Source organism: Peribacillus sp. P4_D6, from assembly GCF_056401795.1.
Genome location: NZ_JBFUIQ010000003.1, coordinates 58,083 through 81,815, shown reverse-complemented (window position 1 = coordinate 81,815; position 23,733 = coordinate 58,083). Strand labels below are relative to the sequence as shown.

16 protein-coding genes are annotated in these 23,733 nt (G+C 37.7%); 4 read left to right on the top strand and 12 right to left on the bottom strand.

Annotation, left to right across the window (positions count from 1 at the left end):
* Positions 1-326 precede the first annotated feature (326 nt).
* Positions 327-1,649, top strand: a complete 1,323-nt coding sequence (locus tag AC1DVB_RS02740) for an alpha/beta hydrolase family protein (RefSeq protein WP_230134621.1) — start codon at positions 327-329, stop codon at positions 1,647-1,649.
* Between the two features lie 82 nt (positions 1,650-1,731).
* Positions 1,732-2,478: a 4'-phosphopantetheinyl transferase family protein gene (locus AC1DVB_RS02735; protein WP_377331914.1), complete on the top strand. Its 747-nt coding sequence runs from the start codon at positions 1,732-1,734 to the stop codon at positions 2,476-2,478.
* 410 nt (positions 2,479-2,888) lie between these two features.
* On the opposite strand, the gene AC1DVB_RS02730 is transcribed toward AC1DVB_RS02735, so the two are convergent.
* The 3 genes from AC1DVB_RS02730 to AC1DVB_RS02720 form a co-directional block, all read right to left on the bottom strand.
* Positions 2,889-4,139, bottom strand: coding sequence for an MFS transporter (locus AC1DVB_RS02730; RefSeq protein WP_239860378.1), 1,251 nt, complete (start codon positions 4,137-4,139; stop codon positions 2,889-2,891).
* A 24-nt stretch (positions 4,140-4,163) separates the two neighbouring features.
* The gene (locus AC1DVB_RS02725; protein ID WP_377331912.1) at positions 4,164-8,267 is read right to left on the bottom strand and encodes a non-ribosomal peptide synthetase family protein; all 4,104 of its coding nucleotides are present in this window, start codon (positions 8,265-8,267) and stop codon (positions 4,164-4,166) included.
* Positions 8,268-8,393: 126 nt separating this feature from the next.
* Positions 8,394-9,422, bottom strand: coding sequence for a hypothetical protein (locus AC1DVB_RS02720; protein ID WP_034315208.1), 1,029 nt, complete (start codon positions 9,420-9,422; stop codon positions 8,394-8,396).
* Between the two features lie 1,378 nt (positions 9,423-10,800).
* Between AC1DVB_RS02720 and AC1DVB_RS02715 the strand changes: the two genes are divergently transcribed.
* Positions 10,801-10,929 carry a hypothetical protein gene (locus AC1DVB_RS02715; protein ID WP_255294637.1) on the top strand — a complete coding sequence of 43 codons (129 nt, stop codon included), beginning with the start codon at positions 10,801-10,803 and terminating at the stop codon, positions 10,927-10,929.
* A 296-nt stretch (positions 10,930-11,225) separates the two neighbouring features.
* On the opposite strand, the gene AC1DVB_RS02710 is transcribed toward AC1DVB_RS02715, so the two are convergent.
* The 9 genes from AC1DVB_RS02710 to AC1DVB_RS02670 form a co-directional block, all read right to left on the bottom strand.
* Positions 11,226-12,725 (bottom strand): sodium:solute symporter family protein, encoded by a 1,500-nt coding sequence (locus AC1DVB_RS02710; RefSeq protein WP_095678267.1) that lies wholly within the window; start codon positions 12,723-12,725, stop codon positions 11,226-11,228.
* Positions 12,722-12,922, bottom strand: a complete 201-nt coding sequence (locus AC1DVB_RS02705; RefSeq protein ID WP_053533885.1) for a DUF3311 domain-containing protein — start codon at positions 12,920-12,922, stop codon at positions 12,722-12,724. Before AC1DVB_RS02705 ends, AC1DVB_RS02710 begins: the two co-directional genes overlap by 4 nt.
* Before the next feature lie 12 nt (positions 12,923-12,934).
* Positions 12,935-14,122, bottom strand: coding sequence for a M20 family metallopeptidase (locus AC1DVB_RS02700; RefSeq protein WP_095678268.1), 1,188 nt, complete (start codon positions 14,120-14,122; stop codon positions 12,935-12,937).
* A 176-nt stretch (positions 14,123-14,298) separates the two neighbouring features.
* Entirely contained in the window at positions 14,299-15,597 is a 1,299-nt protein-coding gene (locus AC1DVB_RS02695) for a hypothetical protein (RefSeq protein ID WP_095678269.1), read from the bottom strand.
* 421 nt (positions 15,598-16,018) lie between these two features.
* On the bottom strand, positions 16,019-17,638 hold the full coding sequence (locus tag AC1DVB_RS02690) for an amidohydrolase (RefSeq protein WP_057275606.1): 1,620 nt from the start codon (positions 17,636-17,638) through the stop codon (positions 16,019-16,021).
* 91 nt (positions 17,639-17,729) lie between these two features.
* Positions 17,730-18,011, bottom strand: coding sequence for a cupin domain-containing protein (locus AC1DVB_RS02685; protein WP_230134407.1), 282 nt, complete (start codon positions 18,009-18,011; stop codon positions 17,730-17,732).
* Between the two features lie 32 nt (positions 18,012-18,043).
* Positions 18,044-19,462, bottom strand: coding sequence for an MATE family efflux transporter (locus AC1DVB_RS02680; RefSeq protein ID WP_230134405.1), 1,419 nt, complete (start codon positions 19,460-19,462; stop codon positions 18,044-18,046).
* A 45-nt stretch (positions 19,463-19,507) separates the two neighbouring features.
* Positions 19,508-20,980 carry an aldehyde dehydrogenase family protein gene (locus AC1DVB_RS02675; protein ID WP_477588084.1) on the bottom strand — a complete coding sequence of 491 codons (1,473 nt, stop codon included), beginning with the start codon at positions 20,978-20,980 and terminating at the stop codon, positions 19,508-19,510.
* A 13-nt stretch (positions 20,981-20,993) separates the two neighbouring features.
* Positions 20,994-22,280: an NAD(P)/FAD-dependent oxidoreductase gene (locus AC1DVB_RS02670; protein WP_057275602.1), complete on the bottom strand. Its 1,287-nt coding sequence runs from the start codon at positions 22,278-22,280 to the stop codon at positions 20,994-20,996.
* Positions 22,281-22,466: 186 nt separating this feature from the next.
* On the opposite strand from AC1DVB_RS02670, the gene AC1DVB_RS02665 reads away from it, so the two are divergent.
* A complete protein-coding gene (locus tag AC1DVB_RS02665) occupies positions 22,467-23,699 on the top strand; it encodes a MerR family transcriptional regulator (RefSeq protein ID WP_057275601.1) in 1,233 nt (410 codons plus the stop codon).
* The last annotated feature ends 34 nt before the right edge of the window (positions 23,700-23,733 follow it).

The following is a 23,733-nucleotide window of genomic DNA, read 5'->3' as shown; positions in this document are numbered from 1 at the left end:
ACATCCACTCTAAAAGAGTTTCATTTAGATGTCAATGGTTAATTCAAATAATTCTAACTTTGACCTGATATCCATCCCCAAAAAAGTTACCTGAAAAAAACACCGACTTTTGCTCTCCCGGTTATTATGCCTGATTGAATGTCCCTTCGATATTTTTTAAGAATTCCTCTTAACAGCCACAATTGCCACCCTATTTAAAAGGATACAACGGAGAAATACATGCAACTACAAGGGAAAATATTGGAATTACATATTGAAACTTACTTATAATGAAGACGGATATCCAATGACTGAGTCTAATTATTTTAAGAAAGGAACTGGCTCAAATGAAAAAAATTTTGTCGATTATATGTATTATCGTAAGTGCTGCTTTATTAATGGCTGGTTGCAGAACCAAGGACGAGGTACAGGTGGAAGAGAAATCGAAGGAAGTGAGCTCATTGAACGCTATTGAAGGCAGATGGGAAGGAGATATTAAGATCCCAAATCAACCGCTTCCAATCATTGTTCATTTTACGAAGAAAGATGGAACGATAAGTATTCCTGTACAAGGGTTGAATGAATTCCCCTTAACAAGTGTAAGGTTAAGTGAATCAGACTTGTTTTTTGATATGAAAATCCAAAACCAGCAAATTACGTTTGATGGGAAAGTAAATCAGGATAAGATTTCAGGAACATTCGTTCAAAAAGGGCAAGCCTTCCCCTTTGAATTGCTCAAGAAATCCGATCAGGCAGTTGAAGAAAAAGAATCAGGTGAAATCGTGCAGGCCGACTTAAAGAACGGAACCATTAAAGGCCTTTTAGAAACACCAAAACATGAAGGGCCTTTTCCTGTGATGATTATAATTGCGGGTTCCGGGCCGACCGATAAAGATGGTAACACCATTGCAAATCCCGGAAAAAATAATAGTTTGAAAATGTTAGCCGAAAGTCTTGCTGAAAAAGGGATTGCAAGCATCCGGTATGATAAGCGCGGAATTGGTGAAAATATGCAATTGGCAGGAAAAGAAGAGGACCTGAGATTTGAACAGTATATTGATGATGCAGCTGCCTGGGTCCAATTTGCCAAAAAGGATGGCCGTTTTTCCAAAGTCGGCATCATCGGCCATAGCGAAGGCTCGTTAATTGGAATGGCAGCCGCAAAGAAAACAGAAACAGACATATTCATTTCATTGGCGGGTGCAGGTGAACCTATTGACCAAGTTCTCATCAAACAGCTTGAAGAGCAGCTTGCACCGGCGTTATTAACGGAATCCAAAGATATTCTGGCAAAGCTAAAACAAGGAAAACAAGTCGAGACTGTCAGTGCTGATCTGCAAAGTGTATTCCGCCCCTCTGTTCAGCCTTACATGATTTCTTGGATTCAATATAACCCGCTAGAATCAGTAAAGGAACTGAATATCCCTGTTCTAATCGTAAACGGCAATAGAGACATTCAAGTGCCGGCAACTAATGCAAAAGCTTTACATGAGGAAAAAGGCGATTCAGAATTACTTATAATCGAAAAGATGAATCATGTATTGAAAGAAGCCCCTGCAGATCGAGCAGGAAATTTAGCAACCTATACAAATCCTGAACTGCCATTATCCTCTGGATTGGTGAGTGGAATCATTGAATTTTTAAATAAAAATGACATCACCAGAAATTGAGAATTGTGTCTCCCCCGGGTTTGCAAAGATCACTCAAATGATTCTTGTGCCTACAATATTAAGGTAAATAAGGAGATCAAAATTGAAAATTATAGCTTTAAAATTACCAATTGATTTGAATGAAAATACTTATGAAGAAATGCTCAATTTGTGTTCTCGACAAAGACAATTGAGCATACACAAATTACAAAAGATAAAGGATAAATACCGTTCTTTATTTGGGGAGCTATTAGCTAAGTGGTGCATAAGTGACAGTTTAAAAGATCCATTTCAAAATATCCAATTTGTCTTAGGTGAAAATGGGAAACCCCATCTAGCAGGAGGAAGAATTCACTTTAATATTTCCCATTCAGGTGATTGGGTTGTTGTTGGCATTCATAATGATTCCATAGGCGTTGATATAGAAGAGGTCAAAGATTTCAACATCTATGAAATTGCCAAAAGTACTTTTAGCAGTGAAGAACTAATGTATTTAATTAAATCACCCAAAGCTAATCAAATCGAAATTTTCTTTAAAATGTGGACGCTGAAGGAAAGCTGGTTAAAATGTATAGGTTCAGGTTTTTTGGTTCCCCCAAATACTTTTTCAATCTTGAATAGAAGGAATCGTTATAGTTTAGAAATACCACCTGAGGAATTTTCAAAAATAAAATCACTAGGTTTAAAAATTGGAAATACGTATGACTATCGTTTTAAGTTGTATCATCTTGGACCTGGGTATCCCATAAGTGTTTGTATTAATAACGGAAATGAAAATCACTTTGAATTCCCTGATAATATCGATATTATAGAATTGAATAGTTTAATGAATGGGTTGAAAGCACTTTGAATAACTTTATATTACTATATAGAAGTTTTAAAGCGTCGTTCATGATTTTCCCTGAAGCTGAGAAATGAGGCACTTTATCATGGAAACCATTGCCTAAGAACAAACGGTAAGCCCTATTTGTTTTCAACTTCTTTAATTTTTTTACGCATCGCTGAATGGAATCATATTAATAAAGCATCGTCATCACCTCAAGCTTATTCATTCTATTTTTAAAAAATGAAGACTTTAGGCAATTCTATCTAAATGGCAAAACAATGTTGAGTGGAACGTAAGGTGCGAGACTCCTGCGGGGAAAGCGAGTGCCTGGCGTGGAAATCAATGTTCAAAATGTGCAACCGAAAAAAATGTAGACAAACTCAAATTTCATCGAGTTTGTCTACATTCCGAAGGCAGAATGTTTCTGCCTTTTTTTATATTTTCTCCGATATACTCTGTCCAACTTTTGAATTATAAGCTAATAAACTTTTTTGAAAGAGCATGAAAAATAGGAAAGCGCTTATTAAGGAAGAAAAAGCAGCGACCAGAAAAGCTCCCTCATGCCGAATTAATGGTACAAATGCTAGTAACTGTGGAGCAAATATTCGACTTATTGAATAGCGTATATTTGCCGCAGCAAAGTACTGTGCTTTTTGGTTAGCAGGCGCAATGCCAGCAATGTAAGAATCCTGTGTACTAACAACAAGTAATTCAGCTACTGTAAGGATTAAGACTCCTATAAAAAAACCTATATAGTTTTGAGAAAAACCAAAGATAACCATGGAGGAAGCATACAAAATACTGGAACCTACAAACCCAAAACGGGTGCTATACTTTGAAGAAAGCCTAGCCGCCATGCTGCCTAAAATAATGACCAAAATCCCATTCGTCATTAACAAAGAAGCATAGTTTTGAGAAGCATTAATCGTAAAACCGAATATTGATGTACTTTCAGATAAACGATCTAGTAAAGTTGACGGAAGCAATATTTCTAACTGCATGAAAGCTTGAGCTGCAAATACACTGGCAACAACAAAAATTAAAAGACGTTTATCTTTTCCTATAAGCACTACTGCTTTTGTAAACTTACCATTTGCATTCATTCTTTCTTCATTACCTAATTTTCTATCATCCTGAAATTCCGGAGTTTTCCATAGAGATATATATACTAAAGTCAGTACAGATACCAAGGATGTTCCAATAAACCAAATAGGCATGGAATCAAATATAAAACTTCCTATAAGTGGACCAAGCGTCACCGCAACATTAAATATCTGGTAGGTGAATACATAAGCTTTTTTTTGTTCCTTTTCATCCAGCCAATCAGATATATAAGCTCTTCCTGCAGGTATATATGAAGAATAAGCTATACTCATTAAACCGAAGCTGCCAAACACCATTATATTGCTTCCAGCTATTCTTCCAATGATAAATAATATAGTCGCAACCAGAAAACCTATACTTGAAGATATCATCATAGGTTTTCTTCCTATCCTATCTGCAAAGATCCCACCCCAAATACCTGATATTACACCAAATATTGAAATTATGGCTAAAGCAAAAGATGCTAGGTAAGGGTTCCAGGCATCGTTTAAATATAAAACAATAAATGGAAATAGCATATAAAATAATGTGTTTTGAATACCCTCAGCAAAAAATCTCCAACGCATATGATTTTTTTTCATACTAAAAACCCTTTTTCCTTAGATTTATACATACCTTATAGATGCAACTTGCTCCATAATAATCTTAGCAACATTTTCAGCATTTGGAGATTTATAGATCGTAAAATGTTGAGCTGGAACTGAACGCACTGTTAGTTCCCCAGCCAAGTAATTTTCCCAACCCACAGTGGTATCCTGCTCATTTTCTTCAGCTCGTATAAACAGAACTTTTCCATAAAAAGCTCCTGATATATTGTAACGATGAATAGCGACATTATTTGCTTCCCAAATTCCCAAGCCGCTCTTAACATCCTCAACTTCCGCGTCCATATGGAGATGACCGCCATCTTTTCCTAAGTTTAAAAGGAATTCCAATAGTTCCCCTTTGTCCATATGGGTTAACTCATCCGGATTAAACTTATCATTAGCTCCATTTGTAAACTTTAATGCATATGATTTAACAAACTCCATTTTGTCGAAATCACGAGCTTTACTGAAATGACAGTCTAATAATGTTAATAAACCAACGTCTCTTCCTTCAGCCTCAAAGGAACGAGCTATTTCATAAGCCACATTACCACCGAACGAATAACCCGTAATATAATATGGCCCTTCATGTTGAACAGATAGAATATAAGAAGCATATCGTTTAGCCATATTTAATAAATCATCTTCATATTTATCACTTTCAGGAATCTCCGCACTTTCAATTCCCCAGACGTCAAACATTTCATTTAATTCCGCAGCCATTTCTTTATAACACCAAAGTGCTCCGCCAGCTGGGTGAATAAACCATATTTTTTGACGGTTCTCAGCTGGTGAGACGTGTACTACGCCATTAGGTTTAATGGAATTTGTTATAACATGAGCTATTCCTTGTATAGTGGGATAATCAAATACAATAGATACTGGCAAAGTTAGCTCGAATTGTTTATTTAGTAGAGCAATAAATTTCATGGCCAATAACGAATGGCCACCTATTTCAAAAAAGTTACTATTTATATTGTCGTCTGAGTTTCTGAAGATATCTTTCCATATGTTCTGAACTTTCATTAATGTTTCTTTATCCGCATGATAGTTTTTGTCATTTTTCAATGTTGTAGCTTCAATACTATTTTCCTGGATTTCAAATTTAGTGGTTTCATCAGCTATTTTTTGCATTTGAGAGATCCATTCTTGCTTCACTTCCGAGATTACTTGATCCGTAAACAAATCGTTACAGTATTCTATTGTGAATGTTGAATTCTCTCCATCATGTTCTATGATGAAACTAAGATCGCATTTGGAAGTATCACTTAAAACCGATTCCATCTTAAATTGAGTATAGGGTTGTTTTTTCAAAAATCTATTATATACAAACATAACTTGAAATAGGGGCCGATAGTCACTACTTCTACTCTTCAGAACAGCAGGAATAATTTTTTCAATGGGAATATGCTCGTACTTTATTATCTCGGCATAATCCTGTGCAATTTTTTCGGAAATACTTTTTAATGTAGCATCCTCAGTAAAGTTTATTCTAAACGGAACAACATTAACATAATTCCCAATCGCTTCAAAATCCTGTTCGTAGGTTCTATTTGCTACTGGTACCCCCATGCAAATATCCCGTTGACCACTCATTCTGGCAAGGACATAAGCTGCCATTGCTAGATGAATGGAGAATTCTGTAATTGATGTATTCTGACAAAAAGAAAGTATCTTTTGCTCTAGTTCTTTTGGCAGCGAAAACTTTATATGATTACCATTTATTGTTTGGGTACTCCCCTTCATCATACTTGTTGAGAATCTTGATTGATTTGGAATCTGTTCTAGATACTCCTTCCAAAATTTAAGACCCTCACTAAAATCCATTGAGTTTTGATGATGTGCAAATTGGAAGAATGCAGCATTCATTTCCGTATTTTCCACTAGATCGGTTCCAATAAGTTCATGCAACTCATCTACAAATAACTGAGATGACCAACCATCAACTATTAGATGATGGAAAGTTAATAATAAATATTCCGCCTTGTCGGTACTAAATAATGAGGCACGAAATCCTCCCTTATTTAATTCAAACTTCCTTTCTGCTTCAGTTTGAATTTCTTCTCTTAAACCCGTTTCCTCAACTGAACGTTCACTTATTTCGGAATTCAGCGTACTGTCATATTTCTGTATATATTCACCATTGTTAGTTAATATAATTCGTGATGATAAAATCGGATGTCTTCTTCGTAAATAGGAAATTGCTTTTTTTATTTTTGTAGTTTTACCTTTTTCAAAGTTTAACAGAAACGCTATATGATATTGAGATGCTCCTTTTTCTTGTTCAAAGAATAGTATTCCCTGTTGTCCCAACGATAATGGAGCTTCAAGATTAGCATCAAATTTTTGGTTTATCTTTTCCAATTTCTTAGGTTCTACAGTATTCTTGCCATTCTTTGAAATATTCTTTTTCAGATAGTCTGCTTGTTTTCGAATTGTTGGATACAAGAAGACAAATCCATGTGTTAATGAAAGTTGAAACTCAGCGGAAAGAAGGTTTGCGAGTCGAATTGCCAGTAAAGAATGCCCTCCTGCTGAGGCAAATGCAGTTGTAGCAGAATGAACTTTTTCTCCTAAGACATCTTCCCAAATATTCGCAATGACTTGCTCCCATTTATCATGAATTCCGCCAAAATCATTATTACTTCTAAAAGGTACTAAAGATAATTGGCGTCGATTCATTTTCCCATTCTCTAAATAAGGGAAACGATCCATCTGGACAAAAAAATTAGGAATCATATAGGAAGGCAAACGTTTTTCAATATAGCTTCTCAACCCAATCTCATCCCAAGACTCAGTATCACAACGTATATAAGCTACAAGCCATTGTTCTTCGACTTCTTCACGAACCTCTACAACTATGTCTTTAACGAAAGATACTTCTCGTATGGTTTCTTCAATTTCACCAAGTTCAATACGAAGTCCTCTTAACTTTATTTGTAAATCTTTACGACCTCGAAATTCGTAATGACCATCTTCTCTAATATGAACAAGATCTCCAGAGAGGTAAGACAATTGACCTGTAGAAGGACATATAACAAACTTTTCTTTTGTAGCATCGGGAAGACCAAAATAACCCAAGGCTAGACCCTCACCGGAAATCAGTAGTTCCCCTTCGCATCCAGTACCTAATAAATTCAACTCTTCATCCACAACATGTACTGAAGCATTATCGATTGGCTGTCCCAAATCGATTTCTCTAAAAAGGTGATTTTCACCTGGCAAACAAACTCTATAAGTAGTATCAATAGCTGCTTCAGTAGGACCATAAAGATTTATAATCGGTATTGGTAAATTCGTTTGGATTTTATTTACTAATGATGTTTGCAATGACTCACCACCGCAAAACAATAGGCGCAAGGATGTGAAATTGGATAATGACTCCTGTTCTGACAGTAATTTAAGTACAGTTGGTACAAACTGTACAACTGTTACTTTATGCCTTTTGATATCAGTTGCAATATCAAATGGGTTGGATGAACCGATAACCATAGTACCACCAGACGATAGTGGTGCAAATATCTCCCAAACAGAAGCATCGAATCCCGATGCAGTTTTTTGTAAAAATATATCATCTTCAGTCCAAGAAAATTCTTTTTGCATCCATTGCATATGATTGACAATGGCACGATGCGGAATAACTACACCTTTTGGTCGTCCTGTAGAGCCCGATGTGAAAATGATATAGGCAGGTGTTTCATTATTAATCAGAACCATTGGAGGATCTTCCGCCCTAATTTTAGAATGCTCTCTTAAATCTATTGAATTCCGATTAAAGGCTAAATCCTTAACGGAACCGTCAGTCATTAATACATTGACTTCTGCTTTTTCAATACAATACCTTAATCTGTCTAATGGATAAGAAGGGTCAAGTGGTACGTAAGCAGCACCCGCTTTTAGCGTTGCAAGCATGGCAGCTATTAATGAAATGGATCTTTCTGCTGCAATGGCGACCCGGTCTCCTTCGTTAATACCCTTTTTTACAAGCAAATGGGCGAGAGCATTTGCCCAAGTATCCAATTCCTTATATGTTATAACCATATCTTTATCTTTTATTGCAATGTTATTGGGATATATAGTTACCATAAGTTCAAAAGCATTTTGAAGAAACCTATTATTCATAATAATTTAGCGTATTGGCAAATCAATAACGCTGTCCTCCTTTGTGCAACTTAGTATGTATTATTAAATTCAAAACTATTAGAGGAAACAAACCTGTCGGGAGTGAACTCCCGACAGATTTATTATTTATCCGTTTACAATGCAATCTGTACCATCTACATAATGCTCTTTATGTTCTTCTAAACTCCACAAATTAACGGTTTTCATTATCCAACGAGTTCTTTGCTTTTCCACATCCGTGATTTCTTCAACATCCTTACCATGAATAGAATGATTGTTTGACAAGGAAATGAATTCACCCGCCTTTAGTAGGTGCGGAGCCTTTAATTCATGTAGTAAAACTTTTATTTTATCTACAACTCCCTGGGCTTCTTCCGTAAGACCCACTGTCCGATTTTCAAAATATGCAATATCAAATTCTTCTTCATTCAATAGGATGGCGTGATTTTTTGCACGCCCTAATTCAGTACGATTACCATATGTCGATAAATCATCAAAAGGTGTATAGAAGAGTTCTTGACGCATCAAATTTAAATCAGAAGGATCAAGTTTCTGAATTAAATCAATATTTTTGACGAATGTTGTAAAGATTTGATTTCCTTCATAGGCCCTCATTGATAACATATTCACAAAATCAGGCCGAACGAAATGATTTGCTAAATCTTTATGGAATCCTAAAGCCACCAGTGCTTTTTGTGATTGTGTTTCTGATAAAGATTTCATGGGATAGATATCTTGAAAGACATCGCCATCATTTACATTTATATATCCAATAGCTGGCATTTCCATGACTTGAGCATAGAATTGAAGAAAACCTTCCCCAACATATGTTTTTTTAAGCTCCCTTTTTGATTGAACTGGTGATTCATGGTCAAAAATAGGAACATCTTTATCTATAGGGCAGTTTTGAAGGTATAAGTAAGGTTCTTCCTTCCAAATCCTATTACCGGCAGCTTTTATTTTTTCCACAATATCTTTTATTTCAACATCGTTTTCGACAATGTTTTCGATTTCTGAACGAAAGGAAGTGTAATCTTCATAAGGATTACATTTTAACTCCAAAAATTTATTTGTAAGAAGTTGATTCTCTGCATCTGTAAACACATAATCAACTTTTAATTTATTCTTGGTACTTGCATTAGTATCTACACCCATTAACTTAGCTCCAATTCTATTGATTTTATTTTTACGCAGTAAATCACTAAAGTCTAGATGTGAAAAAATCTAGCAATCTTCTGAATAATAGGGCCCTATTAATATGTAAATACGTAATATGATTGCTGGTGCTACCAAATTTTAACACGATAGTTTTCAGAATTCAACGAATGTTAAAAAAATACAACTTCTTGCTCATTACCACTCACATTAGAGCTTTCATTCTTAAAATGGCAATGTCATGATTCGTCATTTTAAGAACACCGGGCATGGCAGTGTTACATGAGATCAAAAGGAGGATTTTGGTGTTTTATAACCTGATTTATGGTGATGGACTGCCTGGTTGATAACAGTTGAGAAATACAAGAAAATGCCTGAGCTTATATATCATTAAGTCAGGGCATCTAAATCAACCGGGCATCGAATTTTTCTTCATTTTTTGAATATATGTAAGTAATGAAGAGTAAGTAGCATTCCTCTATTGACCTGATCGAGTAATGATCCTAAAACCCTGAGATCAGAAAAGCAACGTTGCGACTTTCTACCTAATTTAATCACCGTAAATGGAACAGGAACTTTTGGACTGTAATTTTGCGTGGATAAAAGTAATCACCTATGTCATATTCCGTACTTAGGGTTAAAGAATGATGCCCCTTACCAAAATAGCAAGTGTTTATTGAGCCACGTAAAATAGCCCTCCTTCATATACATGGCATCAGTTGGCCATGGTGAACGATCCTGTTTCAACAAAATCGTACATCCAGAAAAACAATGGCAGGTAATCTAACAAAGAGGAAGATTTTGTATAAATTCATTAGTATAATTGATGAAATTACAATAAGAAAGGAAAGATCACTCATGCATGCTTTAAAAAAGAATGCCACATGTATCCTTGAAATCAGTTATCTGTATATACTGTTCTTTTTTTCAGAGCTACAAACTACTACTGAAAGCTTCTTAAAAATAAAGTAAGAATTATGTAATTAAAACCTCTTGAATGAACTATGCTAAAAGATCCTACGAACATTCCCTTACGAGTATTTTATCTTCATTATTAGCACTTTCAACCGTCATAACAGCCAATTTGTACGCCTTGTCTGTGCAAGATCCCTCAAAGGCGAAATGGCAATTCCCCTTACGGTTCCAGATTGATAAACTGGATGCCCGACAAGCGTTTTAAGACATTAACTCAGTCCTCTGTAACTCCATAGGGCTGAGCTTTTTTCAACAGGTAATGATTATTCTACCTGCCCTCCCTACTGAGCTACCTTACTAGCCGTGAATGAAAAATATTAAAAAGTTGTTCCTTTCAAGTGAGAAACATAAGTTCTCCAAAAAAGGACAAACTGTATTTGAAAAAAGAAAGGAGATGTGAGACATGACAAAAAAATTCAATAAAGGCAGCCGTAACCAAAATTCGCCGGAATTACACGGACAAACCCCTGTTAGTGGGGACAACAGCAAAGGAAATAAAAGAAATAAAGATCAGAGCTCTAAATCAGAGTAACTAATGAAACAAACCGGTCATATTCAGACCGGTTTGTTTCAAATGCAGGCACTATTCATTGTTAAAAAGAACAATTCTCAAAAGATCCCCTTCTAGTGATCATTGAATTATCCTGTATACACTGGACCAACTTTGATTCCAAAAAGCCCAATTCATTAAAAGCGTTCCAAACTGTAAATGGAGTGCTGCAAAACTGACCCTAGGAAAGTTTTAATTGGAAGGAATTCGTTTTACATATTTAAACCGGATGTGAATGTGAAAAATCATGTTGAGTTTGCTATTTGATTCTTTTTGCATTAGATCTTCCGCTCTAGTGTTGATGTCTCCAAATCATCAGTATCTTGATGAGTATAAGTAAAGTTTTTTGTCATCAAACTGACCACCATTAAAACAACAATGTTAACAAATAGGGCGATAATACCCACATTCAGGTCTTTTATTGCTTGAGGAAGATAAGGAAACAGTTGACCAATTTTTATATTCCCCAGTTCCATGATGGAAACTAGCACTCCTCCTGTTATAATCCCGGCAAATGCTCCATGTTTGGTTACAAAATTATTTCTCATCAAACTGGCGAAAAAGGCAGGAGCTAGTTGTGTGATGAAATTATAGGCGATTAACGCGAGACTAAAGAGGGTATTTCCACCCTGAAAGGTCAAGTATATTCCTAAAAGAGAAATAAGCGGAACCATGTATTTTACCAGTTTTGCAATCTGTTTTTCCGTTGCTGATGGAGTGAATACGCTATATACATTTTTCGAAAGCAACGTTGATATAGACATCAACAGCATGGAACATGGAACTAGAGCGGCTAACACGCCTGTACCACCGATTAAGCCCACAAACCATGGATTAAAATCCTGTTTAGAAAGCTGCAGCAAGATCAGATCGGCATCGCTTCCTTTTAATCCTGGTGTCTGTAAGATAGCGGCGAATCCAACAAAAAAGGCAAACAATAAAATCAATTGGTACAATGGCATTAGGATTGCATTTTTTCTTAAGGCTTTCTCGCTAGAGGCAGCATAAATAGGAGAAAACCCGTGCGGCCACATATAAAATCCAATAGAGCTTAATATAACGGTCGATATATACCACGATAAGCTCATTCCTTGATCTGGGAGTATGGTAAAGTTCGGCTTTGCCTGTTCAATGGCCTCATACATAGGCTGAAGTCCGCCATAATAATGCATGGGGAAATAAACCCCTAGAAATACGATAATGCCCAGAATGAGAATATCCTTCAAAATAGCTGTCCTGGCTGAGCCATGAATACCGGAAACCATTACAAAAATGGTAACACCTATTGCTCCAACCCAAATGGCAGCTGTAGAAGAGATTGCCCCATATGATGTTGCAAACACGATATATCCTAATCCCTTCAATTGCAGGACCAAGTAGCAAGTACAAGCTATAACACCTATAACCGCAACAAGTACACCAAGATAGGGACTTTGATATTTTTTTACAAAAAAATCAGATTGGGAAACTAATTGATGCTTCTTTGCATACCTCCAGATTGCCGGAAATGTCCAATAGGAGATGACTGTAGCCAGACAGCCATATGTGACAATACTAAAGATGGAACCACCTTCCCCATAAGCTGAGCCACTTGCACCTAAAAAGGTAAAGGTAGTATACATTTCACCTGCGGATAAAAGGAAAATCAAAAGGGCTCCCATTCCGCGGCCTCCAACCGACCATTGTTCCAAATTCATTTCTTTCCCTTTTTTAGCCTGGATACCGATCAAAACGGAAATGACGAAAAAAAACAGGATGAAAAGAACGGCAATGTTCATCTTGAATCTCCCTTCTGATTAGCAGGATCGAGTAGATAAATAACCCACATTATACCTGTAGTTAGCACAGACCAGAGTACAATCCAAAAATGAAAAAATGGCATACCCAGAACATAGGGAGTCACTTTATTTGTAAACAAGGCGCCTACGATAAAACCAAGAAACGGGATAATTCCGAGCCAATATATTTTTTTCAAACTCTTAACCCCCTAGTAAGTTAGATTTAACATTTTTAAAGTCCCATGAACAAATAACTTCACCCCAATTTGTAGAGCCTGTTCATCGACTGTAAATTGGGGATGATGGTGAGGATATATAATCCCTTTTTCTTCATTACGAGCTCCTATTCCAATATAAGATCCCGGAACTACTTTTTGAAAAGCAGAGAAGTCTTCACTTCCCATAATTGGCTTTGAAATTTCTCGACTTTTTTCACCAAATATTTCACAGACTGTTTCGTCCATCAATCGGGTAACTTCTTCATCATTAATGGTAGGAGCATAACCAAACTGATAATCGAATTCATAAGTAGCTCCATGCGCTTCAGTAATCCCTTTTACTATCCGTTCGATAAAATTCGGGATTTCTTCCCGCAGTTCCGGATTGAAGCTGCGAACTGATCCACCAATGCTTACCTTACTTGGAATAACATTAATCGCACTTCCCGCATGGAACTGAGTCACTGAAATCACCAGGGCTTCCTGGGCATCTCGATACCTCGAAACAATGTGCTGGAGATTTGATACAACCTGAGTTCCAATTGCTATGGGATCGACGGTAAGTTCAGGCTGTGAGGCGTGCCCCCCTTTACCCACCACAGTAATGTTAAAAGTATCAGCTCCAGCCATCACTGGACCGTAACCCAAACTAATTTTCCCTAAAGGAAGAGTCGACAAGAGATGGGATCCAATGATCATATCCACCCCAGCCAGCACACCGGCTCTCACCATTTCTTGAGCTCCACCGGGCGGCAGTTCCTCAGCATGTTGAAATAAAAAGCGTACCTCCCCTTTAATTTGATCCTTTAACTGTGTAAGAATTTTTGCTGTTCCGAGCAGCATCGCCGTATGCCCATCATGTCCGCAAGCATGCATGACTCCTGAATTCTGTGACACAAAGTCAAAATCGTTTTCTTCTTCAATTGGAAGCGCATCCATATCTGCCCGAAGTGCAATGACCTTCCCAGGCTGCTGACCGATCAAACGAGCCATTATACTCGTTTTTGTCGGACGTGAAATTTCCAATTCACCAAAAGTTTGCAGCTTTTCATAAACAAATTGTGCTGTTTTTTCCTCCTGAAAAGACAGCTCCGGATACTTATGTAAATATCTTCTCCAAGCAATCACTTCATCTTTAACAGCCTCGATCAAATCATGAATCATTATGGTTTGAGACATACGCTACAACCCCTTTTCGTTTGATTTTAAACAGCAACCCTTAATTTAGGTTAGTTTAAGGAAAAAATTCCTTAAATAGAGTATAATCTCATACAGTCTTCATTACAATATTTTTTGAAAATTCAAAACCGTTTTTCCCACACTAAAAAAGCACCCAAATTATGGGTGCCTGTAATTCATAATAATTGATAAATCTTACTCGGCCTTCCTCGGGTGGCATTAGCCTCTTCACCAACGCATCGTGCCAAATCAACTTCGCACATATCCGCAACAATTCGCCGCACATTTCGCTCTGTCATCTCTAGATGTGTCGCTAAGTCCTTTGTAGTAAAATCACTCCAGCCCATTCTTTGAACAAGCGCCGATATCTTCTTATACGTTTTAACACTGATATTTCCGTTTTTCAACTTTTCTATAAGGGGTTTATTATGGGTACGAGTATCATATTGCAGTTCTTTCTTTTTGCCTGGTGATTCGATTATTTTGCCATCATCTTGAATAATCACAATTTCTCGCTTTTTCATCTCTTTTGAATGTTGAATAGCACGAAAAGCATTGATTTCCGCCGAATAGGCAGTCTCGCCGAAGCCAATTCCAACTGCAACGGTTGTATCTGCTTCAAAAGCCAATTTTTCAATCGTTTCTTCGAGCGTAATGATTTCTCGTTCAATTGCGCCGCGAGAACTAAAAATCATGTACCTTCCATTCCCTTTCTCTGAAAAGGAACCATTTATTTTTTCACCAAGTTGAATCAACATTTCTTTTAGCCGAAGCTCCAAGTACTGTAAATGATATGGAGTTTTCATTTCCTCTGCCACTTTATTAAAATATTCGACTTCAATGATTTCGACTCCGATTTGTGTATCCTTAAAGTAGGATGCCTTTACTTTTTCAGAAAGAATTCGAAGAGTTTGCCTCACTTCCATCTTACTCATCGACATACGGTAGGCTGGAATGCCCAATTCCCTTAAAGCTTCACACACGGAAGGAAAACAAGAAAAAGCGCCTTCTGTCTTTCCCGTATTCCATAAATCCAAGTGAAAATGTACCAATTCATCCGTATCAACATCTGTCTCAAACACTTTCGTATAAATCTTTTGGGTTTTTATATTCAACTGTGACAAAGCTTCTTCGCTAATATTATTTGAGGACATAGTATCGATACTTAGATTCTCAATGATTTTCCCTTGTTCATAGATCATCTCTAAAAAGGATTTATAAAAACCAGATTCCGTAGCTGGGACATGGACCATTATTTTATCTGTACATAGTGTTTTTTCCGCAATTTCATAGGGAAGTGGACCAGAAAAAAGCCATGCATGTACATGTGAATCATGTTCCTTTACAATATTCTCTACCTCTTCGGTCCTTACATAGGGCAAAGAGATGAATTCCAACTCATGTTTATATTCTTCTGCCGCGGCTAAAATTTGTTCTATAGAAGTTTTTAAACCGACAAGTCCGATTTTATACATCCAGTAATCGACTTCCTTTACCATCTGTAATAGATTCATTGTTATTTGTAGAATATCCTGGTTTAATCCAAGTCATGATATGTAATCCTAATTCTTCTGCTGTCTAACTATTGTTTCAATTTGTATGAGCCCTTGTTTTTATTTTTTTTGTTACCTCTTGATCATATCAGCAGCAAAAAGAAAAATGTGGTAGCCAATGTTTAATATATAGTTGTATTTTATACCCACTCCAAATCATTTCTCTTATGTCTCATTTTATCATGCAACATGAAGGAAAAATACGTTGTATACGTTATTCAAGTGATTCATAACTACTTTTCCATCTCATTCGATTTTCAGCACATATATAATTTGGGGTACCTATTTAGATAAAAAACCACGTAACATTACAAGGATTACGTGGTTTGCAAACTATGATATATTAAATTTTCACTGATAGTTCTTCTTGATAGATAATTTCACCATCAATAATAGTTGTTTCTACTTTTAAATCTTTAATTTGGTTTGGGTTGACACTTAAAATGCTGTCATTTAATATAACTAAATCCGCCAACTTTCCGACCTCTATGCTTCCTTTTATCTCTTCTTCAAAACTCGCATAAGCGCCATTCCAGGTGTATAGTTTAATAGCTTCCATTACGTTTATGGATTGATTAGCACCAAACTCCATTCCAGACTGGCTTTTTCTATTGACAGCAACATGAATTCCTAATAAAGGATTATAGTCAGTAACTGGCGCATCTGATCCACCTGCTGCCATGATGCCACGATCAATATAATCACGAACAGCATACATGTGATTAACACGATCACCATAGTGTTGGACATATATCTCTCCGAATTCATAAGGAAAAGGAGGATTTGGAATAGGAACCATCTCGAGTTTTTTCATTCTCTCTTGTAAATCCGGTGAAGAAATTCCCGCGTGCTCAATCCGATGACGATGGTTTTTTCTTGGTGATTCCTCCAATGCCTTTTCCACACAATTTAAATACATTTCAATGGCTTTATCACCTTGTGCATGTACAGTGATTTGATAGCCTTTTTTATGTGCTTCACCTAAAACCTGATAGATTTCTTCCTCACTATAATAAAGAATGCCATAATTGTTAGAGTCACTGGAGTACGACTCACGAGTTGCAATTGTAGGCCCGGTGCTACTTCCATCTGTAAACAATTTCACCGGGCCAACTTTGAATCTCTCATCTCCGGTACCAGTTACCACACCAGCTTCGACCATTTTATTAACAAATTCATGGGAGTTATTTACCTGGCATATCATTGCATATATTCGGACACGAATATCCTTACTCTTCACAGCTTGTTGCAGTAAACGGTAACTCTCAGGACCATTTCCACCTGCCTCATGTATACTTGTTATGCCCGCTGCAACGAAATGATCTGATGCAATTTTCACAGCCTTCATCAGTTCGCTTTCTGTATAACTTGCAACCTCGTTCATACCCATATTTGCTGCTTCAATTAACTTTCCTGTAAGCCTTCCTGCCTGATTCTTTTCAATGACTCCCCCATTAGGATCCGGTGTGCTCTCGTTAATTTGCGCAATTTCTAAAGCTTTGCTGTTCACCACGCTTATATGGCTGCAAGTACGGGATACAATAATGGGGTGATCAACTGAAATTTCATCCAGCTCAGCGATTGTTGGATAACGCTTTTCCTTCACTGCGGTTTCATTAAAGCCCCAAGCACGTATCCATTCACCTTTAGGAGTTACTAAGGCTTTCTTTTTCATGTCATCTAACAAAGCCTCGATAGAATCGATATGTTCAGCTTTACAACTTACCGCCAACTGATTCGCCCCATAAAAAATGAGGTGAATATGAGAATCAATGAATCCAGGAAGAAGCGTTTTTCCCTTCAAGTCAATTACATCCGTTTTTTCTCCTATAAAACTCTTAACCTCCTGATTTGAACCAACAACTGCGATACGATTATCGTTTATTGCTACAGCTTCGACTACTGTATTCTTTTGGTCTACTGTAATAACCTCTCCATTTATCAATACAACATCAGCTTCCATACACTCATTCCTTTCGAAATTACACTTTTAGAGTGATTAATTCAGTATTTAGCATTCATCTGCTTAAAATTTACCCACTTCCCATTTCACTTTATTTCAGATTGATCTCATGGTTCATTTTATAATTCTTTTTCAAAAATACTGGACAATCCCACTCACAGACAAGGTCCTTAGCCAAGGAAACGACCCAGTCCTTTGTAATATGATACTTTTCTCCATCAACAGAAATAAACACTTCACCGTCTGTCACATAGAAAACTTCCTGTTCTTCTAGATGCCACGTTCCTTTATTCGGTGTGCCCACCCATGGTTCCCACGAGTCAACTCCTAGTCGTTGTGCGTCTTCTGCTGTAATTTTTTTCGCAAAAAACATGATGATCCTCTCTCTTTCTTATAGAATAGGTTTTATAAACTTACTGTCTTAACATTTGTATCTTTTAAACGTTTGAACTCTTTTCTCATAAAGTATATGGCAATGAGAAGGCCTGGAATTTCTGCGGCAGGACCTGCATACCATATACCTTCTACACCCCAGAATTTCGGGAAAATAAATAGAAACGGGAACATGAACAATAGCATTTTGCTAACACTAATAAACGTTGCGGACCAGTTTCTCTCTTGTGCTTCGAAATAACCGGAGATAAGCAAGCTGACAGCATTAAGCGTAAACAAAGAATTGAATACAACTGTCGTCCAAATGCCCAGTTTCTGTAATTCAGGATTACCAACCGAAAAAAATGACACAATTGGATCTGCAAAAATGATTAGGATGGATGTCACAATCACAAAGAAGGCAACCGTAAAAATGAGTCCCATCTTAATTGCTTTTTTAACACGATCAAGGTTGCCCGCACCGTAGTTATAACTAATGATCGGTTGAAGCCCTGTCATCCCACCGAGCGCTGCTAAGGCGAGCATATTTGTAATGTAACCGTTTTGAATCGTGAAAGCGGCGACGTGCAGCCCACCACCGTACCTTTGCAGCATGTTGTTGAAGAAAATAATGGCAATGAACATCATGAACAGACTCGAGAATGATGCAAAGCCCGTCCAAGCCACTTCACCGATCGTCTTGAGATTAATCATCATATCTTTCATTTTTGGCTTAAGTTTTGTTTTACCAAACCAGAAATAAAAGATCAGGAAAACAGGGATCGATTGCGAAATCGTATTGGCCCATGAGGAACCCATCATCCCCATGTCATACTTCGTTACCATAATCCATTCTGTAATCCCACCAACAACTGCTGCGACTAACCAACTGTTCATTGATAATACAGGTTTTTCATCGATATTGGTTAAAACACTTAATACAACGGCCAATATCGTTAATGGCAATGAAATCCATAGCAGCCGGCTATATTGCACCGCATATGGAAGCGCTTCATCACTTGCTCCGAATAAGGTCATGATTTGATTTTCAAAGACCACTCCAATTACAGCTAGCAAAGTGGAGAAGAAAAGAGTAAACCATAAGGTTTGTCCCATAATACCTCTAGCTTCTTCGATTTTCCCTTTTCCAAGGCGAAGTGAAATGACCGCTCCGGCTCCCACACCCAAAAGTACGCCAAGCATACGGGTAATAACCATGACCGTAAATCCAATTCCAATCCCTTCGACTTCCAGCTCCTGAAAGCCACTGACGAAATAGCCATCGACAACCGCTGCAACTCCTAGAATTGCGTTAGCCATAATTCCTGCCAAAGCAAATCGTAAATATAGTAACGGAATACTTTTGGTTCCCAGCACTGAATCATGCGCTGGCTTATTCATTACTTCTATTTGCTCTTTCTTCGATGACGGACGGTTGTCTGCTATTTCCATGAGCATGTCCCCCTATAAATAATTGATGTAGTAAGTTAAGCTCAATTAATTCGCATACCAACCTACAGGCTTGGAATTCTGGTGGATATTGATTTGCTTCGTTTCCATAAAGTGCTCCAGCCCAACAGTACCTAACGCTCTGCCGATTCCACTTTGCTTATATCCTCCCCAAGGACCTTCAACATAAGCGAGATGATAACTATTAATCCAAGTAATTCCCGCACGCAATTTACTAATGACACGTTTTGCTCGATCCATATCTTCAGTAAATACAGCACCAGCTAATCCATAAATGGAATCATTCGCTTTTTGAATGGCATCTTCCTCATCTTTAAATTTCTGTACAACAAGGACCGGACCAAAAATCTCTTCCTTAACAATACGCATATTCGCATTTACATCAGCAAAGATCGTTGGGGCAATAAAAAATCCTCGATCAAGCCCATTTTCTGTTAAGCGCTTACCACCACAAACTAATTTTGCACCTTCTTCGATTCCGCTCTTAATGTAATGTAAAACTTCATTCATATGCGGCTCGTTTGTGAGGGCTCCCATTTCAATGTTTTCGCTTTCCCCGTTGCCAACTACAATTTTGCTTGCGCGCTCGGCTAATCTTTCAACAAACTTATCGTAAATCGTCTCATGTACAAGCAAACGAGATGCAGCTGAACAAACTTGCCCAGCATTGTGGAAAATACCAAACATCGCATTCTCGACTGCAGTTTCAAAATCCACATCGTCGAACACAATAAGTGGAGATTTACCACCGAGTTCAAGTGTGATTTTTTTCATATTGCCCGCAGCTGCGCGCATAATGCTTCGGCCTGTTTTTGTTCCGCCGGTAAAAGCAATCTTATCAACATCATGGCTCTCGGCAAGCTCATTCCCAACTTTTGATCCAGGTCCCAATACCAAGTTTGCCACTCCGGCCGGAAGTCCAATCTCTTCGAAAATTTCAAATAACATGAATGCGCTTACAGGAGTAACCTCAGCAGGCTTAAGAACAATTGTATTCCCTGCGGCGAGTGCAGGAGCAATTTGCCAAACAGCTAACATAAGCGGGAAGTTCCAAGGTACAATAAGTCCACAAACACCAATCGGTTCATGAATGATAAATGTTTCCGAAGAATCGTCACGAGTGTAAGATTTCTTTTTCATGCCTTTGATCAAGTCAGCATAATAACGGAAGCATTGAATCGATACCGGAATATCCACATAGGTGGTCGCACGAATGACCTTACCGTTATTTGCAGTTTCCAAACGTGCAATTTCAGCTGCCTTCTCCTCAAGACGGTCTGCAATCTTATAGAGATAGTCAGCTCTTTCATCAGCTGATAAATTCGACCAGATCCCGCTGTCAAACGCTTTACGAGCCGCCTTGATTGCTATCTTCGCATCGTCTGCTGATCCATCAGCAGACGTTGCGATTACCTCTCCGGTTGCAGGATTGATAATGTTTCGTCTATCACCGGATAACGCTTCTACCCATTTCCCGTCAATGAACATGTTTATTTTCATAAACAACTCTCCTTTAAGCAATAATATCTACCAGTTTGAAACCAATATGTGCTAGATTTACCAGCATGGTTTTCTGATTATAGAATGGGAATGATTTGAGGCGTTCCTTTTCAAATCGATATCCACCTGCACTCCCCGTAACGATCCATTGTGCCAATAACTTGCCAAACAATGTCGAGAGAGAAGCGCCGTGGCCCGTATAACCCGTTGCGAAATATGCGCCTTCTTTGGTTTTGCCGATAACAGGGAACGTATCAATTGTAACCCCGATAAATCCACCCCAATTGAAATCTATCTTGCTTCCTGCTAGTTTTGGCATTATTTTAACCATGGCATCGTAAACACTTTGATAAACGGCATCGCCTAAGTTTGGACGAATATCGCCACCGCCGAATACGATCCGATTATCTGGTGTACGTCGGAAATAGTAAAGGAAATTGCTTGTATCAAACACCATACGATCTTTAGGAATGACGGTATTCACCAGTGATTCAGGAAGCTGTTCAGTAGCAATGATACGTGCCGAAATTGGCAGTACGCCTTTGTTCAGTTCATTCATGATTTTTCCGGAGTAACCATCTGTAGCGACAATAATGTCTTTCGCAGTTACAGCACCTTTTTCTGTTACAACTTTCACCCTGTTTTGACCGTACTCAATAGATAGTGCTTTCGAATGCTCAAAGATTTTTGCACCGATCGATTTAGCTGCCTCTCCCAAACCAATTGCATAATTAAGTGGCTGGAACGAGTAACTCGAGTTGTCGACTAAGCATCCATAATAAAGCGGGGAATCGATCTCTTGATGCAACTGACTTCGATCAAGCACGCTTGAATCGTAACCGAAATTTTCGTTTAAGAATTCGCTTTCATGTTTCAATTCTTCAAAATGCTTGGCTTTGTAAGCCGCCACAATGTGACCTGTCTTTCTAAAGTCACAGTTGATTTGATGCTCGTCAATGATTTTTTTAACCAGTTCAACGCTAAAAAGGGAGAGATCGTTAAGCTGTCTTGCCTCGTCGGCACCATACTTTTTGGCAAGCTCCTTCATCGTTGGCTTATAGCCTGGCAATACCATCCCGCCGTTACGGCCGCTGGCACCATATCCGATCGTTTCTTGCTCAAGGACAATGACACTCTTCCCTAATTTTTGCAAATGATACGCAGAAGAAAGACCTGTGAAACCTGCTCCAATAATGACAACATCCGCCTCTTCATTTCCTTCAAGAAACTTTCGTTTTTCATAGCTGTTTGCAGTCGCTGTCCACAGTGATAGAGTATCCATTCGATCCATCTTATCCATGCTTGTTATTCTCCTTATGTGACATGTATGCTATAATACAGTCAAATTTTATTCACAATATTCACACTTATTGAGTCCATCATATGACTTGGTGTTTCCTCCAAGTCAATAGCTATTTGAGAGTTTTTTGAATTCATTTTCGTAAAAAAGTGGAGTAACTCCACTTTTTTTCATTGGGGGGCATCTATGAAAATTGGTACATTTGCAAAGCTTTTTCATGTTACCACCGATACCGTTCGTTATTACATTGAACTGGGATTATTAATACCAGACAAAAAAAACACCCAGTATCAAATGAACCAATTGTGTCTCGACGACATGGCTTTTATTGCTGAGCTGAAAAAATTTCACTTTCCACTTCTAGAAATCCAACAAATTTTATCGTATCGGCGAGTCACAAACTTCTCTGATCATGATGATATCAACTACTACAACAACTTACTCATTGATAAAAAGAATCATCTGATTAAGAAAAAAGAAGACATATCAAAAACTATCAAATTGATTGAAAAAGCGGTTCAAACCAGCTCACCTTCATCCAAAGAGGAGAATTTTACAGGGGTCCCACTTTCCTTTGTAAATCTGCTCTATTGTCCGATGTGCCACATTCCACTTGAAATGAAAGATGTAACGATTAAAAAAGTTTACATTCAAACGGGGAGTTTAACTTGTACATGTGGATACGAGGCTGCTATCGAGGAAGGTATCATCATTACCGCGAACTTGTACGAGACGTCTCCTTATCCATCTTACTTTTACGATAAAGAAACGATTAAAGAGATCAATCCCAAAATGATTAACTTATTTGAAAAAAGTAATTTTTGGTTTCAAAAAGTTCTGCAAAATGTAGATTTGAAAAACAAATTAATCGTGGAAACAAACGTTGACGCTTTTGTGTCACTACCCAAATATATCGATGTTCTTGAAACGAGCGCATCCTATGTATTCAGTGGCTATTCGCTTGCGATGCTCAAGAAGGTTAGAAAAAGAATGGAGCGTATGGATCCAAAGCCAAATGTCCTTTATATTTTGAATTCCGATTTAAATTTGCCATTGAAGCCGCTTAGCATCGATGTTTTTGTGGATAGTTTTACAGCAAATGATTTTTCACTGCTCAATCCGCAGTTCCCAATTCATGTTCTAAAAAACTATTTCCATAGCAGTTCAACAATTGTCGGCGGGTATTCATATTATGATAGCTCGGGTAAATCCTTGAAAAATATTTCAGCATTATATCCAAATTCCCACGAGCATATTTTATATCCAAAATACTTAGAAGAAAATTTATCAGGCAACGGATTTCAAATCACGCAAAGTGAAAATATCGGTTACTGCACAGACCCAGGACCTTTTTTTGATTATCATGTAATAGACGAAAAATTCCACATGTTAATGTATTTGGCTAGTATGAAAAAATAGCATACAAAGAGGCTGGCCGAAAAGCTGCTAGTCT

Excerpts from the sequence above, each read along its gene's own strand:
- AC1DVB_RS02730 (WP_239860378.1), bottom strand. The coding sequence starts at position 4,139 with ATGAAAAAAAATCATATGCGTTGGAGATTTTTTGCTGAGGGTATTCAA.
- AC1DVB_RS02720 (WP_034315208.1), bottom strand. The coding sequence starts at position 9,422 with ATGGGTGTAGATACTAATGCAAGTACCAAGAATAAATTAAAAGTTGAT.
- AC1DVB_RS02665 (WP_057275601.1), top strand. The coding sequence starts at position 22,467 with ATGAAAATTGGTACATTTGCAAAGCTTTTTCATGTTACCACCGATACC.
- AC1DVB_RS02670 (WP_057275602.1), bottom strand. The coding sequence starts at position 22,280 with ATGGATAAGATGGATCGAATGGATACTCTATCACTGTGGACAGCGACT.
- AC1DVB_RS02690 (WP_057275606.1), bottom strand. The coding sequence starts at position 17,638 with ATGGAAGCTGATGTTGTATTGATAAATGGAGAGGTTATTACAGTAGAC.
- AC1DVB_RS02710 (WP_095678267.1), bottom strand. The coding sequence starts at position 12,725 with ATGAACATTGCCGTTCTTTTCATCCTGTTTTTTTTCGTCATTTCCGTT.
- AC1DVB_RS02740 (WP_230134621.1), top strand. The coding sequence starts at position 327 with ATGAAAAAAATTTTGTCGATTATATGTATTATCGTAAGTGCTGCTTTA.
- AC1DVB_RS02715 (WP_255294637.1), top strand. The coding sequence starts at position 10,801 with ATGACAAAAAAATTCAATAAAGGCAGCCGTAACCAAAATTCGCCGGAA.
- AC1DVB_RS02700 (WP_095678268.1), bottom strand. The coding sequence starts at position 14,122 with ATGTCTCAAACCATAATGATTCATGATTTGATCGAGGCTGTTAAAGAT.
- AC1DVB_RS02675 (WP_477588084.1), bottom strand. The coding sequence starts at position 20,980 with ATGAAAATAAACATGTTCATTGACGGGAAATGGGTAGAAGCGTTATCC.
- AC1DVB_RS02685 (WP_230134407.1), bottom strand. The coding sequence starts at position 18,011 with ATGTTTTTTGCGAAAAAAATTACAGCAGAAGACGCACAACGACTAGGA.
- AC1DVB_RS02680 (WP_230134405.1), bottom strand. The coding sequence starts at position 19,462 with ATGGAAATAGCAGACAACCGTCCGTCATCGAAGAAAGAGCAAATAGAA.
- AC1DVB_RS02725 (WP_377331912.1), bottom strand. The coding sequence starts at position 8,267 with ATGAATAATAGGTTTCTTCAAAATGCTTTTGAACTTATGGTAACTATA.
- AC1DVB_RS02695 (WP_095678269.1), bottom strand. The coding sequence starts at position 15,597 with ATGTATAAAATCGGACTTGTCGGTTTAAAAACTTCTATAGAACAAATT.